The organism is Amycolatopsis sp. NPDC049868 (assembly GCF_044461365.1).
In the GTDB taxonomy this organism is placed as follows: domain Bacteria; phylum Actinomycetota; class Actinomycetes; order Mycobacteriales; family Pseudonocardiaceae; genus Amycolatopsis.
Genome location: NZ_JBITKV010000001.1, coordinates 763,100 through 777,580, shown reverse-complemented (window position 1 = coordinate 777,580; position 14,481 = coordinate 763,100). Strand labels below are relative to the sequence as shown.

14 protein-coding genes are annotated in these 14,481 nt (G+C 70.4%); 9 read left to right on the top strand and 5 right to left on the bottom strand.

Going from position 1 to position 14,481, the window contains the following annotated elements:
* The first annotated feature begins 2 nt into the window (after positions 1 to 2).
* The 4 genes from ACIBTM_RS03810 (at position 3) to ACIBTM_RS03795 (ending at position 4,881) form a co-directional block, all read left to right on the top strand.
* Complete coding sequence (locus tag ACIBTM_RS03810; RefSeq protein ID WP_395875029.1) at positions 3 to 1,055, top strand: thiamine ABC transporter substrate binding subunit; 1,053 nt, start codon at positions 3 to 5, stop codon at positions 1,053 to 1,055.
* 47 nt (positions 1,056 to 1,102) lie between these two features.
* Positions 1,103 to 2,680, top strand: a complete 1,578-nt coding sequence (locus ACIBTM_RS03805) for an ABC transporter permease (protein WP_395875785.1) — start codon at positions 1,103 to 1,105, stop codon at positions 2,678 to 2,680.
* Positions 2,680 to 3,696, top strand: a complete 1,017-nt coding sequence (locus tag ACIBTM_RS03800; RefSeq protein WP_395875028.1) for an ABC transporter ATP-binding protein — start codon at positions 2,680 to 2,682, stop codon at positions 3,694 to 3,696. Before ACIBTM_RS03805 ends, ACIBTM_RS03800 begins: the two co-directional genes overlap by 1 nt.
* An 81-nt stretch (positions 3,697 to 3,777) precedes the next feature.
* Complete coding sequence (locus tag ACIBTM_RS03795; protein WP_395875027.1) at positions 3,778 to 4,881, top strand: serine hydrolase domain-containing protein; 1,104 nt, start codon at positions 3,778 to 3,780, stop codon at positions 4,879 to 4,881.
* A 66-nt stretch (positions 4,882 to 4,947) separates the two neighbouring features.
* On the opposite strand, the gene ACIBTM_RS03790 is transcribed toward ACIBTM_RS03795, so the two are convergent.
* Genes ACIBTM_RS03790 through ACIBTM_RS03780 form a run of 3 tightly spaced genes read right to left on the bottom strand, consistent with a single transcriptional unit; the run spans position 4,948 to position 7,891 of the window.
* Positions 4,948 to 5,817 (bottom strand): ABC transporter permease, encoded by an 870-nt coding sequence (locus ACIBTM_RS03790; protein ID WP_395875026.1) that lies wholly within the window; start codon positions 5,815 to 5,817, stop codon positions 4,948 to 4,950.
* On the bottom strand, positions 5,814 to 6,809 hold the full coding sequence (locus ACIBTM_RS03785; RefSeq protein WP_395875025.1) for an ABC transporter ATP-binding protein: 996 nt from the start codon (positions 6,807 to 6,809) through the stop codon (positions 5,814 to 5,816). The genes ACIBTM_RS03790 and ACIBTM_RS03785 overlap by 4 nt, the downstream gene beginning before the upstream one ends.
* Positions 6,806 to 7,891, bottom strand: a complete 1,086-nt coding sequence (locus ACIBTM_RS03780) for an outer membrane lipoprotein carrier protein LolA (protein ID WP_395875024.1) — start codon at positions 7,889 to 7,891, stop codon at positions 6,806 to 6,808. The genes ACIBTM_RS03785 and ACIBTM_RS03780 overlap by 4 nt, the downstream gene beginning before the upstream one ends.
* Positions 7,892 to 8,035: 144 nt before the next feature.
* Between ACIBTM_RS03780 and ACIBTM_RS03775 the strand changes: the two genes are divergently transcribed.
* From ACIBTM_RS03775 to ACIBTM_RS03765, 3 genes are read left to right on the top strand one after another with little or no spacing between them, the layout of a single operon-like run.
* Positions 8,036 to 8,764, top strand: coding sequence for a response regulator transcription factor (locus ACIBTM_RS03775; RefSeq protein ID WP_063277574.1), 729 nt, complete (start codon positions 8,036 to 8,038; stop codon positions 8,762 to 8,764).
* Complete coding sequence (locus ACIBTM_RS03770) at positions 8,761 to 10,089, top strand: ATP-binding protein (protein WP_395875023.1); 1,329 nt, start codon at positions 8,761 to 8,763, stop codon at positions 10,087 to 10,089. Before ACIBTM_RS03775 ends, ACIBTM_RS03770 begins: the two co-directional genes overlap by 4 nt.
* Before the next feature lie 10 nt (positions 10,090 to 10,099).
* Complete coding sequence (locus ACIBTM_RS03765) at positions 10,100 to 10,489, top strand: (deoxy)nucleoside triphosphate pyrophosphohydrolase (RefSeq protein WP_395875022.1); 390 nt, start codon at positions 10,100 to 10,102, stop codon at positions 10,487 to 10,489.
* 49 nt (positions 10,490 to 10,538) lie between these two features.
* Here ACIBTM_RS03765 and trpS read toward each other — a convergent pair whose 3' ends face one another.
* Positions 10,539 to 11,504 (bottom strand): tryptophan--tRNA ligase, encoded by a 966-nt coding sequence (gene trpS / locus ACIBTM_RS03760; protein WP_395875021.1) that lies wholly within the window; start codon positions 11,502 to 11,504, stop codon positions 10,539 to 10,541.
* A gap of 288 nt (positions 11,505 to 11,792) precedes the next feature.
* Here trpS and ACIBTM_RS03755 point away from each other — a divergent pair, with 288 nt between their 5' ends.
* On the top strand, positions 11,793 to 12,092 hold the full coding sequence (locus ACIBTM_RS03755) for a YciI family protein (protein ID WP_037340953.1): 300 nt from the start codon (positions 11,793 to 11,795) through the stop codon (positions 12,090 to 12,092).
* A gap of 7 nt (positions 12,093 to 12,099) precedes the next feature.
* Here the strand turns inward: ACIBTM_RS03755 and ACIBTM_RS03750 are convergent, their stop codons facing one another.
* Entirely contained in the window at positions 12,100 to 12,258 is a 159-nt protein-coding gene (locus tag ACIBTM_RS03750; RefSeq protein ID WP_168214406.1) for a hypothetical protein, read from the bottom strand.
* Between the two features lie 195 nt (positions 12,259 to 12,453).
* On the opposite strand from ACIBTM_RS03750, the gene typA reads away from it, so the two are divergent.
* Complete coding sequence (typA, locus tag ACIBTM_RS03745) at positions 12,454 to 14,376, top strand: translational GTPase TypA (protein WP_350576800.1); 1,923 nt, start codon at positions 12,454 to 12,456, stop codon at positions 14,374 to 14,376.
* Positions 14,377 to 14,481 lie beyond the last annotated feature (105 nt).

The window sequence follows — 14,481 nt, the reverse complement described above, 5'->3', positions numbered from 1 at the left end:
AGATGAAACGCGCCCTCCGCACGGTCGTTGCGGCTGGCACGGTGGCCGCCCTCGTCGCGGGCTGCTCGCTCTCCGGGAACACGGGGAACGACCCGCAGGCGCCGGCGACGGTCACGCTCGTGACACACGACTCGTGGCTCGCGCCCCAGGACGTCCTCGACGCGTTCGAGCGGCAGTCCGGGATCAAGATCTCCGTGCTCAAACAGGGGGACGCCGGCGCGCTGACCAACAAACTGGTGCTCACCAAGGCGAATCCGATCGGTGACGTCGCGTACGGCATCGACTCGACGTTCGCCTCGCGCGCGCTCACCGAGGGCGTTTTCGAGCAGTACACCAGCCCGGAAGCCGATCGCGGCCCGCAGCGCTACTCCGTCGACCCCGGGCACCGGCTCTCCGCGGTCGATCTCGGCGACGTCTGCGTCAACATCGACACCCGGTACTTCGCGGACAAGGGGATCCCGGAGCCGAAGTCGTTCGCGGATCTGACCGACGCCAAATACAAGGACCTGATGGTCGCCGAGAGCCCCGCGACGTCGTCGCCCGGCCTGGCGTTCCTGCTCGGCACCGTCGCCCAGTTCGGCGAGCAGGGCTGGCAGGGGTACTGGACGCAGCTGAAGGCCAACGGGCTCAAGACGGTCAGCGGCTGGGAAGAGGCCTACCAAAAGGAATTCTCGGGTTCCTCGGGCAAGGGCCCGCGCCCGATCGTCGTCTCCTACGCCTCCTCGCCCGCCGCCGAGATCGGCGACGACGGCAAGCCGCGCACGAAGGCGCTGCTGGACACCTGCTACCGCCAGGTCGAGTACGCGGGCGTGCTGGCGGGCGGCAAGCAGGTCGAGAAGGCCCGCAAGGTCGTGGACTTCCTGCTGTCCCAGCAGTTCCAGGTCACCGTGGCGAGCAACATGTACGTGTACCCGGCCCGCCAGGGTGTCGAGCTCCCGCAGGGCTGGGCGCAGGCCGCGCCGCTGCCTCAGCAGCCGAAGACGCTCGAACCGGCCAAGATCCAGGCCGGGCGCGAGCAGTGGATCGCGCAGTGGCGCACGCTACTCGAAGGCTGAACACCACCGGGCTGACCGTTCGAGGAGCCGGGCTGGCCGCACTCGCCGTGCCGCCGCTCGGTTTCCTCGTGGTGTTCTTCGCCTGGCCGGTCGCGGCGATCGTCGGCCGGGGCTTCGGCTCGGGCGGGGTCGGCACGGCCATCGGCGACCCGCTGACCTGGAAACTCGCCGGATTCACCGTCGCCAGCGCCGGGGTCTCGACGATCGTCGCGGTACTGGCCGGCCTGCCGGTCGCGTTCCTGCTCGCGCGGGTACGGCTGCCGGGGGTCTCGCTGGTCCGGACGCTCGTGCTGGTGCCGTTCGTGCTGCCGACCGTCGTGGTCGGCCTCGCCTTCCGCGCGCTCTGGCCCGACGGCGGGCTGCTGCCCTTGGTGCTGGCCAACGCCTTCTTCAACGTCGCCGTCGTCGCGCGCACGGTTTCCGGGCTGTGGAGCCATCTCGATCCACGCACCGTCGACGCTGCCCGCGCGCTCGGCGCGTCGCCGTGGCGTGCCTTCCGTTCGGTGACGCTGCCCGCGCTCGCGCCGGCCATCGCGTCCTCGGCCGCGGTGGTCTTTCTGTTCTGCGCCACCAGTTTCGGGGTCGTGCTCATTCTCGGCGGGGCGAAGTACCGCACCCTGGAGACCGAGATCTACCTGCGCACGGTCGAACTGCTCGACCTCTCCGGCGCGGCCGCGTTGTCGCTGGTGCAGTTCGCCGCCGTCGTCGCCGCGCTGGTCGTGGGAGCGCTCGCGAGGTGGCGCCGGGAGAACGCGGTGCGGCTGCGTTCGCGGAGCGAGACCGCGCGGAGGCCGAGGGGCGGCGAGTGGTGGGCCGTGGCCGCCGGGCTCGCGGTGATCGCGCTCCTGATGACGCCGATCGTGGCGCTGCTGCTCGAATCCGTGTCCACTTCGGACGGTTGGAGCCTCGCGGGGTACGAAGCGCTCGCCGGACAAGGTTCCCGTAACGCGCTCCAGGTTTCGGGCTGGGACGCGGCGTCGATGTCGCTGCGGACGGCGTTCGACGCGACGACGCTCGCGATGATCGTCGGGGTGCTGGCTTCGGTCGTGCTGGTGGCGCTTCGCCGCACGCCGGGCAGGCTGGCCCGAGGCATGGGCGAGACGATGGACGCCGCGCTGATGCTGCCGCTGGGCGTGTCCGCGGTGACCGTCGGTTTCGGGTATCTCGTCACGCTCGACGCGCTGCCGGGCGACCTGCGGACGTCGCCGTTGCTGGTGCCGCTCGCGCAGGCGCTGGTGATCATCCCGCTGATCGTGCGGATGGTGCTGCCGGTGCTGCGGTCGGTCGACGTCCGGCTGCGGCAGGCCGCGTCGACGCTCGGCGCGAGCCCCGGCCGGGTGTGGCGCGAGATCGATCTCCCGCTGACGGCGCGTTCCCTGGTCGCGGCGGCCGGGTTCGGTTACGTGGTCGCGCTCGGCGAGTTCGGCGCGACGAGCTTCCTGGCCAGGCCGGACGCGCCGACGTTGCCGGTCGCCGTCGCGACGCTGATCTCGCGGCCGGGGGAACTGAACAACCAGATGGCCTACGCGGCCTGCGCGCTGCTCATGATCGTGACCGTGGTGGCGGTGGTGCTGATCGACCGGTTCGGCGCGGTCCGCGGGCAGAATTCGGTAGGGGAGTTCTAGTGTCGCTGTCGGTACGGGATCTGACCGTCCACTATGGATCCTTCGCGGCGGTGAAGGACGCCGGGCTGGACATCGCCGACGGCGAGGTGCTGGCGCTGCTCGGCCCGTCCGGTTCGGGGAAGTCGACGCTGCTGCGGGCGATCACCGGGCTGGAGCCGCTGACGTCGGGCACCGTGCGATGGGACGGCGAGGACCTCGCCGGTGTCCCGGTGCACCGGCGGGGGTTCGGGCTGGTCTTCCAGGACGGGCAGCTGTTCCCGCACAAGGACGTCGCTTCGAACATCGCCTTCGGCCTGCGGATGCACGGCGTGCCGCGCGCCGGCCACGCGGACCGCGTCCGTGCGCTGCTGGAGTTGGTCGGGCTCGCCGGCTACGAGCGGCGGAGGGTGACCGAGCTGTCCGGCGGGCAGGCGCAGCGCGTGGCACTGGCCCGCGCGCTGGCGCCGGAGCCGCGGTTGCTGCTGCTGGACGAACCACTGTCCGGTTTGGACGCCGGGCTGCGGGAACAGCTGGCGATCGACCTCGCGGCCCTGCTGCGGCGCAGCAAGATCACCGCACTGCTGGTCACGCACGATCAGGAAGAGGCGTTCACGCTCGCCGACCGCGTCGCCGTCCTCGACGACGGCGAGATTCGGCAGGAGGGCGCGGTGCGCCGCGTCTGGCGGCAGCCGGTGGACGAGGACGTGGCACGGTTCCTCGGCGTGACCACGTTCGTCGACGGTGAGGCCTCCGGCGGGGTGGTGCGGACGCCGCTCGGCGAGGTCACGCTGCCCGACGTCGAGGACGGCGCGGTGCGGCTGGGGCTGCGGCCGCACGGTCTGCGGGTCGCCCCGGACGGTGTCGAGGGCGAGATCGTCGCCGTGGTGCACCGGCGGGAGCACGTCCGGCTCGTGGTCGCGCCCGGCGGGGAACTGTCCACTGTGGACGCGGTCGCGCCGGTGACGGCCGATCTGCGCCCGGGGGACACCGTCCGGCTTGCAATGGACCCGGACGGCGTCGCCCAACTACGCGTTTAGTCCGCTGAATGCGGTAGTCCGGCCCGAAGCCTGCGGTTTTCCCCAGTGTCCGCCGGGCTCGCCCGCCATACCGTCGTCTCCATGCTCCTGAAGACGATCTTGTCCTTCGTTCTCGCGGTCGGTCCGGCCGCCGCACCGGCCACGCCGGACATCCCGGTCGCCGAGTTGCACGGCAGGCTCACCGCCCTCGCCGAGGGCCGGGACATCACCGCCGGGCTGATCCACGTGCGGAACGGCACCCGCCAGTGGTCGGACGCGGTGGGCGTGCGTGACCTGGCCTCCGGGACGCCCGCCGTCGCCGGCGGTCACTTCCGGATCGGCAGCGTCACCAAGACCTTCGCGGCCACCGTCCTCCTGCAGCTGGCCGACGAGGGACGGCTGGCACTCGACGATCCGATCGAGCGCCACCTGCCCGGTGCCGTGCCCGGCGGTGGTCGCGTCACCGTCCGGCACGTCCTGCAGCACACCAGCGGCCTGCACGACTACATGAGTGAACCCGGATACTCGACCAATCGCTGGCGAGCCGACGCCCGCTTCGACGACTACACGCCTTCGCAACTGCTGAAGGTGGCATTCGCGGAAGGCCCGGACTTCGAGAACCCGGGCGAGTCCTGGCGTTACTCGAACACCAACTACGTCGTCGCCGGTCTGCTGATCGAGAAGCTGACCGGACGCCCGTATGGCGAGGAGGTGACGCGGCGAATCCTGCGCCCGCTCCACCTCACGCACACCAGCGTGCCGGGCCACCGCTCCTCGTTGCCCGTTCCGCACGCCCGCGGCTATGAACCGCTGCCCACGACCCCTCCGTCGATCGTGGACGCCACCGACATGGATCCCTCTCTGGACTGGGCGGCCGGTGAGATGGTCTCCACCACACGCGACCTGACCACCTTCGTCACCGCCCTGATCGAGGGCAGGCTGACGAGCCAGGCGAGCCTCACGGAGATGCGGCGGATGAGGGAAGCGGTTCCGCTTTTCCGCTACGGCCTGGGCTTGCAGGAGTTCGCGATCCCTTGTGTGACCGGCCCGAAGCCGGTGTGGGGGCACACGGGACAGCTGATCGGCTACCTCACCGTCGCCTTCACCGACGGAAAGGGCAAGTCGATGACCCTGTCCCTCAACCCATACGAGCGGGACCCGTCCACCGAAGCGGTGGTCTCCATGGCGACGGCGGTCTTCTGCTAGCAATTAGTCCTCTGAATGCGGTAGTTGCGCGTGCAAGTACCGCATTCAGAGGACGAAACGCGGGGGTCAGCCGTCCCGGGTGGTCAGGCGCGAGTAGGCGATCGAGAGCCCGATGACGATGTAGCAGGCGGCCCGCAGCGCGCTTTCGCCGAGCATCGACAGGTCCAGCGGGTCCATCAGCACCGCGGCCGGAGCCTGCGCCCAATCCTTGTTGAGCAGGAACGGATGCAGCCACGAGACCGCGTCAAGGAAGCCGAGGATGGTGAACACGATCGTCCCGGCCAGCACCGAGGCGACCACCAGCATCGGATGCTCGGTGAACGACGAGATCGCGAGCGCGACCGCGCCGACCGCCCACAGCTGCAGGGTGATCCACAGTGCCACCACCAGAAGCCTGCCCAGCGCGTCCCACACGCTCAGCGTCGAACCGGTGAGGGTGAACATCGAGTCGGTACCGCTGATGATCAGCCCGGTCACGAAACCGGTGAACGTCATCGCCAGCACCGCGACCACCGACACCGTCGCGACGCCGAAGGCCTTGATCGCGAGCAGCTTGCCCCGCCCGACCGGCGCGATCAGCCAGCCCCGCAGGGTGCCGTGCGCCGCCTCGCCGGCGATCGCGTCCGCCCCGGCCATCGCCGAAGCGAGCGGCAGGAGCAGCGCCAACGTCATGGTCAGCGCCGCGACCGGCAGGATGAACCCGTTGTTGACCGCGGAGGCTAGCAGCGCGCCGTCCTGGCCGCCCCTCGTTTCCGAAGCGTCGACGAGCGTCAGCGCGACCCCGATCACGATCGGGATCAGCGCGAGCAGGCCCAGCACGGCCAGCGTGCGGGGCCGCCGGAAGATCCAGCGCAGCTCGGCGCGATACAACCGGAGCAGGCCGATGCTGTCCCGGCCGGTCCTCGCCGCGGGTGCCGCGGCCAGAGCGTGGGTCACGACTCCCCCTCACCGTCTACAGTGGACTCCGGCTGGGTCAGCCGGGCGAACAGGTCCTCCAGGCCGGTCCGTGCCCGCGCCGCCTCGTGCACGGCCACCCCGGCCGTCACCAGATGACGCAGCACGGTGGGGGCCTCGGCCGCGGTGAGGTCCACGCGGACGCCGTCCGGGGTGAGCCTGCTGCCGATCCTGTTCTCCCGCAACGTCTCCACCGCGAGTTCGGCGTCCGGCGTCCGCACCAGCAGCGCCGCGTTCCCCGACTCCAGCAGTTCCGAAAGCTCGCCCTGGGCGATCACGTTCCCGGACTGGAGCACCGCGACGTGCGTGCAGGTCGCCTCGACCTCGGTCAGCAGATGCGACGACACCAGCACGGTGACGCCGTCGGCGTGCAGTTCGGCGATGATCCGGCGGATCTCCCTGGTCCCCGCCGGGTCGAGGCCGTTGGTCGGCTCGTCGAGCACGACCATCCGCCGCGGTACGAGCAGCGCGCTCGCCAGCCCCATCCGCTGCTTCATCCCCAGCGAATACCCCTTGTAGCGCCGGGTGGCGGCGTCGGTCAGGCCGACGCGCTCAAGCGCCGCGTCGACCGCTCCGGGGATCCCGGCCGAGGCCAGCCTCGGTTCGGCCGCGGCCACGCGCAGCAGGTTCTCGCGCCCGGAGAGAAAAGGGTGGAAACCCGGCCCTTCGACGAGCGCGCCGACGTCGGGCAGCGCGTGCGCCGCCTCGTCGGGCATCTTCTTGCCGAAGAGTTCGACCTCGCCCTCGGTGGGCCGCACGAGACCGAGCAGCATCCGGATGGTCGTCGTCTTGCCCGAACCGTTGGGGCCGAGCATCCCCAGCACGGCGCCTTCGGGAACGTCGAGATCGACGTGGTCCACGGCCACCGTGCGGCCGTAGACCTTGCGCAGGCCCCTGGTGCGGGCCGCCATGGGTACCGCCGGAGCGGACGCCTCCTGGGAGGCGTCCGTCCCGGCTTCGAACGTGGTGGTCACTTCGCGGCCAAAGCCTCGAAGAGGACCTGCTCCGGCACCGCGCCGACGGCGTAGCGGCCGTCGTCGGTCAGCACGCCGCTGCCGACCTTGGTGGTCACCAGCCAGCCGCTGCCCCAGGCACCGCTGACCGGCTTGGCGAACCGCGAAAGCAACGCCTTCGGGTCGACCTGGCGGCCTTCCTCGTCCTTGGCCTGACCGGCCTTCGCCAGCGCGTCGGCCGGGACCTTGCCGGTGATCGCGGTGTCCCAGCCGTCGCCGACGACCTTGAGGTCGGACTTCGCCTGCTCGGCCAGCTCACGGTCCTCCGGGCCGACCTCGGCGGTCTTCTCGGTCACCTTCGCACCCTTCGGCGGGGTGAACTCGAAGTTCGACGCGGGCTGCGCCGCGAAGTTGATCTCGCTGAACGAGACCTCCAGCGCCGGGGACGAAGTGCCGTTCGCCAGCACCGTGACGCGCAGCGGCAGGCGGGTCTGGTCGTCGATCGCGACGCGGATCTCGCGCAGGAGCGTCCGCTCGGTCGGCTTCGGGGTCAGCACCAGTTCGTACGCGGACCGGTTCGCCACCGAGGCCGTGCCGCTGACGGCGATCGTGCTGCTCTCGCGCACCTTGCCGAGCAGTTCCGACGCCACCGTGGCCGGGTCGACGTTCTTGCCCTTTTCCTGGTGCTCCTTGGCCAGCCCGTCCGGGATGGTCACCTTCGTGGCCGAGTTGTCCTTGGAGCTGTACTCCCAGACGGTCTGGCCGTTCTGGACGATGGTCTGCTGGCTGGAGCCTTCGGTGAGCGAAACCTTGCTCTTGCCCGCGCCATCGGTCGAAATCTGCGCCGAGTCGACATTAAGCGCCGAAACCCCGGGCAGCGTGCTGCCGACCTGCGGCAGGCCGAGGTCATTGCTGACCTTGACCTTCCCGTCGAACGCCGACGGCTTCGCGTTGAGCGTCGACTGCACCAGCTCTTCGGCGCTGATCTGCGGCAGGACGGGCGCGTCGCCCGCGGTGGCCGGCATCGCGACGACGGCGAGCCCGCCGACGCCGAGCGCCGTGCCCACCACCGCCGCGGTGATGGCCTTCCTCTTCGGATCCATGCTGTCTCTCCCTGTTTCCCCGAACCCCAGTGTGCTCGGGTCTTGGCGACAACGCTTCCCCGGAAACGCTGAGATACCACTCAGACTCCGCCTCCCCGGCTGAGATGGCGCTGAGAGGTCGCGCGTGAGCTGGTGAAAGCGTGAATGATGAAGGGCGTGAAACCTCGAGTACTGGTGGTCGACGACGAGCCCGGCGTGCGCAAGGCGTTGCAGCGGGGGCTGCGCGCCGAGGACATGGACGTGGTCACGGCGGCCGACGGGCCCAGCGGGCTGCGGCTCGCGCAGACGGGCTCCTTCGACGTCGTCCTGCTCGACATCATGCTTCCGGGGCTTTCCGGCTACCGCGTGCTCGAACGGCTGCGCGCGCTCGGCGTCACCACGCCGGTGCTGATGATCTCGGCGAAGGACGGCGAGGTCGATCAGGCCGATGGTCTCGACCTCGGCGCCGACGGCTACCTCGTGAAGCCGTTCTCGTTCGTCGTGCTGGTCGCGCAGGTGCGCGCGGTGCTGCGGCGGGCGTCGCCGGACGGGACCCGGGGGCCGCTGCGCATCGGCGCGCTCGAAGTCGACCGGAGCCTGCGGCAGGTCCGCTACGACGGCGTCGACGTGGCGTTCAGCCCCCGTGAGTTCGCCCTGCTGGAGGTGCTGGCCGGCCGGGCCGGAACGGTCGTCACCAAGGACGAACTGCTGCGCGCCGTCTGGGGCGACGAACAGGCCGCGACCCGCAACGTCGTCGAGGTCTACGTCGGCTACGTGCGCCGCAAACTCGACGCGGTCGGCGCGGGCGCGCTGGTCCGGACCGTGCGCGGGCACGGCTACCTGGCCTCGGATCCGCAGCTCGACGAAGTGATCGCCCCGGCGGGACAGGGGTGATCGGCTCGCCGTCCTGGTGGCGCCGCCGATCGCTGGAGGTCCGGATCACCCTGCTCGCGGCCACGGTCACGCTCGGCTTCCTGCTCGGGCTGGCGGCGGTCGCCGGGGACAACCTGCAGCCGTTGCTCATCGGCTCGGTCGACGACGAACTGAGCGCTCAGCTGGAAACCGCGAAGGCCGACGTCTCGGCCGGGCGGACACCTTCGGGGTCGGCGGTCACCGTCCGCGTCCTCGACACCGCGGGCGGCCCGGTGGACGGCCTGCCGCCGGCGAACCTCGGCCCGACGGACGTCCGCGCGCTGAAGGCGGGCGAATCGATCACGACCGGTGGCGAACACAGCTGGCGCTGGGCGGGCACCGTCGTCACCGCACCCGATGGGCAGCAACGGCTCGTCGTCGCGGGTGCCGGTTTGGTCGGCTTCGCGACGGCTGTGCACTCCGGCGGGTTGTGGCTGTTCGTGGTCGCGTCCGTCGGCGCGGTGGGCGCGGGGATCGCGACATGGCTGCTGGTGCGGTTCGCCCTGCGGCCCGTGGCGCGGATGCGCGGGTCGGTGCGGGCCCTCCCACCGGGCGCGCGGCTGCCGCTCCCGGATTCGCACGACGAACTCCGCGCGCTGGCCGAGGAGTTCAACGCGCTGCTGGCGCGGCAGGAGGAGGGCGCCGACCGGCTCCGGCGGTTCACCGGGGACGCCGCGCACGAGCTCCGGTCACCGGTCGCGTCGATCCGCGTGCAGGCCGAGGTCGCCGTCGCCAATCCCGATCCCGACCTCTCGCAGGAGACGCTTTCCGACATCCTTGAGGAGGCGGAGCGGCTTTCCGCGCTGCTCGACGGGCTGCTGGCGCTGGCGAGGTCGGACGCGGGGGAGGTCCCGCCCGCGGAACCGGTCGAGCTGGTGAGCGAGGTGCGGGCCGCGGTCGCGCGGATGCCCGCCGGCGCGCCCGAGATCCGGGTGAGCGGCACGGTCGGGACGGCGTGGGCGCTGGCCACGCATTCCGAGGTCGAGCTGGTGCTGAGCAATCTGCTGCGCAACGCCTGCCGGTACGCGCGGAGCGAGATCGTGGTGTCGGTGCTCGCGGCCCGGTCCACCGTGCGGGTGGTGGTCGACGACGATGGGCCGGGTATCGCGCCGGAGCACCGGGAACGGGTCTTCGACCGCTTCTACCGCGTGTCCGATTCGCGGGCGCGGTCCTCCGGCGGCACCGGGCTGGGACTGGCGATGGTCGCGGAGGCCGCCCGCCGCCGAGGGGGCAGGGTCCGGGTCGGCGAATCACCCGACGGCGGGGCGCGGTTCCAGATCGTGTGGCAGGCGGCGCGGCGGTCGTAGGGTGTGCCGCGTGGTGATCGTGGGCGCCGCCATCGTGCGGAACGGACAGTTGCTGGCACAGCAGCGGGCTTGGCCCGCCGACCACGCCGGGCAATGGGAGCTGCCGGGCGGGCGCGTCGAGGACGGCGAAAGCGACGAGGCCGCCTTGGCGCGGGAATGCCTGGAGGAACTGGACGTCGCCGTGACGGTCGCGGGCCGGGTCGGCGAAGACGTGCCGCTGCCGAAGGGGAAGGTGCTGCGGATCTACGCCGCTTCGCTGGTCAGCGCGGCGGACGAGCCGCGGGCGGTGGAGCACAAGGACGTCCGGTGGATCCGCGCACGCGAACTCGACGACCTCGACTGGCTGCCCGCCGACCGGATCCTCCTGCCCGCCCTGCACGCGTTGCTCTCAAGTCCGTGAAGGCCTCCTTCCCTACCCTCAAAGTAGGGAAGGAGGCCTTCACGGAACTTCAGCCGGCGCCGATGAGCCGCAGCGCCGACTGCAGCCGGTGCTCACCTCGTTCCGCCGCCCGGACGGCACCCGCCTTGCGGACCCGCTCCAGCTCGCCGGGATCGGCCAGCAGCGCCAGGGCGCGCTCCCGGACCGGCCGCAGCTCCTCGATGAGCGCCTCGGCGACGGCGTCCTTCACCTGGCCGTAGGAGTCGAACCGGTCCGCGAGGACCTCGGGTTTCTCGCGGGTGCACGCCGCGAGGATGTCCAGCAGGTTCGCCATCCCCGGCCGGGTCTCCGGCGCGTAGGCGGGCTTCGACCCGCCGTCGGTCTTCGCGCGTTTGACCTTCCGGCGGACCTGGTCGGGCTCGTCGAGGACGAAGATCACCCCGGCCTCTTCCTTCGTCGACTTCGACATCTTCCGCGTCGGCTCGGCCAGGTCCATGACCCGCGCGCCGGCGGGCGGCAGCACCGCCTTCGGCATGGTGAACACGTCGCCGTAGGTGGTGTTGAACCGCTTCGCCAGCGTTCGCGCCAGCTCGACGTGCTGCCGCTGGTCCTCGCCGACCGGGACCTCGTCCGCGCCCTGCAGCAGGATGTCGGCCGCCATCAGCACCGGATAGGTCAGCAGGGACAGCCGGACACCGGCCCGGCCCTTCGACTTCTCCTTGAACTGGATCATCCTGGCGGCCTCGCCGTAGTTGCAGGTGCATTCGAGGACCCAGTTGAGGGCGCCCAGTTCGCGGGCTAGGTCGGACTGCACGAACACCCGGTCCGGCTCGATCCCGGCCGCGATCAGCACGGCCAGCTGCTCGGAGGCCATCGAGCGCAGTCTCGCCGGATTGTGCGAGTTCGTCATGGCGTGCAGGTCGGAGACGAAGTACAGGTCGTCCGGCCCGCCCTCGTCGGCCCAGCGCCGGATGGCCCCCAGGTGGTTCCCGACGTGGACGTGGCCGGACGGGGTGATCCCGGACAACCTGATCATCTGCCTTCTTCCTTCCGGATTCGGGCCGCCCCAGGGTCCGGGCACGAAAAAGGCCGCCCGGTGGGGCGGCCTGGTGGTGCGCTCGTCTGGTTCAGCGCAGGACTGCGGGGCCGCCGGAGGGCGGCCACCACTGGGCGTTCTGCGCGCGCATGCGGCGATCGTACCGCCGTCCCCGCCCGAAGTGAAAAGAAGGGGCGAGTCACTCATTCCGGGCACAGCGCGTCAACACTTCATATCAGCCGGGGCAGTACGTCCGTCATATTGGAGATCCGGGTCTACCTTCAACACATGTTTGTCGTCCTGCTGACCTACACCGCGCCCATCGAAGAAATCGACTACGTGCTCCCTGATCACGCCGACTGGCTGACCAAGCAGTACGAACACGGCAATTTCCTCGCCTCCGGCAGGCGCAACCCGCGCATCGGCGGCGTCATCATCACCAAGCCCATGGCCAGGGGAAAGCTGGACGCGATCCTCGCGACCGACCCCTTCTCGATCAAGCACATGGCCACCTACGAGGTGATCGAGTTCTCGCCGACCCGTACCGCGCCGGAACTTCGGGCGATCAACGAGGCGGTGGTGCACTGACGATCTTCTAAGCGGCCTTCGCGATCTTCGTTTTCGCCTTTTTCAGTGCGAGAACGGGGCATTTGCCGCACCGCGACTTCGACCGGCAGCATTTCTTCTTGACCTTGCCGGACTTCATCCATTTGCGCACGAGCTTGCGCGGGTCGTCGGGTAGTTTCTTGCCCACTCGCGCTCCTTCTCCGACCGGCGCCGGCAACCTCTACACGTTAGGTGAGGCTAACCGATCTTGGGGCGTGGGGCTGCTCACAGTCGGGCTACCGGTATCCTGGTGTGGTCCGCGTATGGCCAAAGTCGGCCTGGCGCGTCTCGAACGCGCGAGCGCGGGCACCACACCCGAACTTGAAACCTTTGGAGCCTTCGCGTGCCCGCAGCCAGCGCCACCGCAGTCGATGCCGGCCGCTCGTCCGGCAAGACCCGGCCCGACCTGCGCAACGTCGCCATCGTCGCACACGTCGACCACGGCAAGACGACCCTCGTCGACGCCATGCTCCGGCAGTCCGGCGCCTTCGAGGAGCGCGCCGAACTCGTCGACCGCGTGATGGACTCCGGGGAGCTCGAGCGGGAAAAGGGCATCACGATCCTCGCGAAGAACACCTCCATCCACCGCGAGACCGAGAACGGCCCGGTGACCATCAACGTCATCGACACCCCCGGCCACGCGGACTTCGGCGGCGAGGTCGAGCGCGGACTGGCCATGGTGGACGGTGTCGTCCTGCTGGTCGACGCCAGCGAGGGCCCGCTCCCGCAGACCCGGTTCGTGCTTCGCAAGACCCTTGAGGCCGGCCTGCCGGTGATCCTGGTCGTCAACAAGACCGACCGGCCCGACGCGCGGATCTCCGAGGTCGTCGAAGAGACCCACGACCTCCTGCTCGATCTGGCCGGTGACATCGAGGACGCCGACCTCGACGCGATCCTCGACCTCCCGGTCGTCTTCGCCTCCGCCCGGTCCGGCAAGGCGAGCCTCGAACAGCCCGCCGACGGTGCGGTGCCCGAGAGCGAGAACCTCGACCCGCTGTTCGAGACCCTGCTGCGCCACGTGCCGCCGCCCTTCGCGGACCGGGAAGGCCCGCTGCGCGCGCTGGTCACCAACCTCGACGCGTCGAACTTCCTCGGCCGGATCGCGCTGATCCGCATCCACTCCGGCAACCTGCGCAAGGGCCAGACCGTGGCCTGGATGCGCGAGGACGGCAGCATCCAGAACGTCCGGATCTCCGAACTGCTCGTCACCGAGGCGCTCACCCGCGTCCCGGCGACCGAGGCCAGCGCGGGCGAACTGGTCGCGATCGCCGGCATCCCGGACATCACCATCGGCGACACGCTGGCCGACGTCGAGAACCCCGAGGCGCTGCCCCGGATCGCGGTCGACGAGCCCGCCATCTCGATGACCATCGGCGTCAACACCTCGCCGCTGGCCGGCCGCAGCGGCGGCGACAAGGTCACCGCGCGGCTGGTGAAGGCCCGGCTGGACCAGGAGCTGATCGGTAACGTCAGCATCAAGGTGCTGCCGACCGAGCGCCCCGACACCTGGGAGGTCCAGGGCCGTGGCGAGCTGGCGCTGGCCATCCTCGTCGAGCAGATGCGCCGTGAGGGCTTCGAGCTGACCGTCGGCAAGCCGCAGGTGGTCACCAAGATGATCGACGGCAAGCTGCACGAACCGTTCGAGCGCCTGTCGATCGACGCCCCGGAGGAGCACCTCGGCGGCATCACCCAGCTCCTCGCCGCCCGCAAGGGCCGCATGGAGCACATGGGCGGGCACGGCACCGGCCGCATCAAGCTCGACTACGTCCTCCCGGCGCGTGGCCTGATCGGTTTCCGCACCGACTTCCTCACCGAGACCCGCGGCACCGGTATCGCGAACCACGTGTTCGAGGGCTACTTCCCGTGGGCGGGCGAGATCCGCACCCGTCACTCCGGTTCGCTGGTCGCCGACCGCTCCGGCCCGATCACCGCGTACGCGATGATCCAGCTGGCCGACCGCGGCACCTTCTTCGTCGAGCCCGGCGCCGAGGTGTACGAGGGCATGGTCGTCGGGGAGAACCCGCGCGCCGAGGACCTCGACATCAACATCACCAAGGAGAAGAAGCTGACGAACATGCGTCAGTCCTCCGCCGACGTGATGGAGACGCTGGCCCGTCCGCGCAAGATGGGGCTGGAAGAGGCGCTGGAGTTCTGCTCCGTCGACGAGTGCGTCGAGGTCGCCCCCGACGTCGTCCGGATCCGCAAGGTCACGCTGGACGTCAACCAGCGCGCCAAGGAGCGCAACAAGATGAAGAACCGCGGCTGAGCAGAGGCCGAAGTGGGCCTTCATATGTGAAGTCGAGTTTCCTCGGCTGAGCTGGGGGGGGATGGGGCCCTCACGCGCCGCGTGACGGGGTGGACGGCACGTGTG

What these genes read in the sequence shown, in the direction of transcription:
- ACIBTM_RS03810 (WP_395875029.1), top strand. Translation starts at nt 3, where the DNA reads ATGAAACGCGCCCTCCGCACGGTCGTTGCGGCTGGCACGGTGGCCGCC.
- ACIBTM_RS03795 (WP_395875027.1), top strand. Translation starts at nt 3,778, where the DNA reads ATGCTCCTGAAGACGATCTTGTCCTTCGTTCTCGCGGTCGGTCCGGCC.
- ACIBTM_RS03780 (WP_395875024.1), bottom strand. Translation starts at nt 7,891, where the DNA reads ATGGATCCGAAGAGGAAGGCCATCACCGCGGCGGTGGTGGGCACGGCG.
- ACIBTM_RS03775 (WP_063277574.1), top strand. Translation starts at nt 8,036, where the DNA reads ATGATGAAGGGCGTGAAACCTCGAGTACTGGTGGTCGACGACGAGCCC.
- trpS (WP_395875021.1), bottom strand. Translation starts at nt 11,504, where the DNA reads ATGATCAGGTTGTCCGGGATCACCCCGTCCGGCCACGTCCACGTCGGG.
- ACIBTM_RS03755 (WP_037340953.1), top strand. Translation starts at nt 11,793, where the DNA reads ATGTTTGTCGTCCTGCTGACCTACACCGCGCCCATCGAAGAAATCGAC.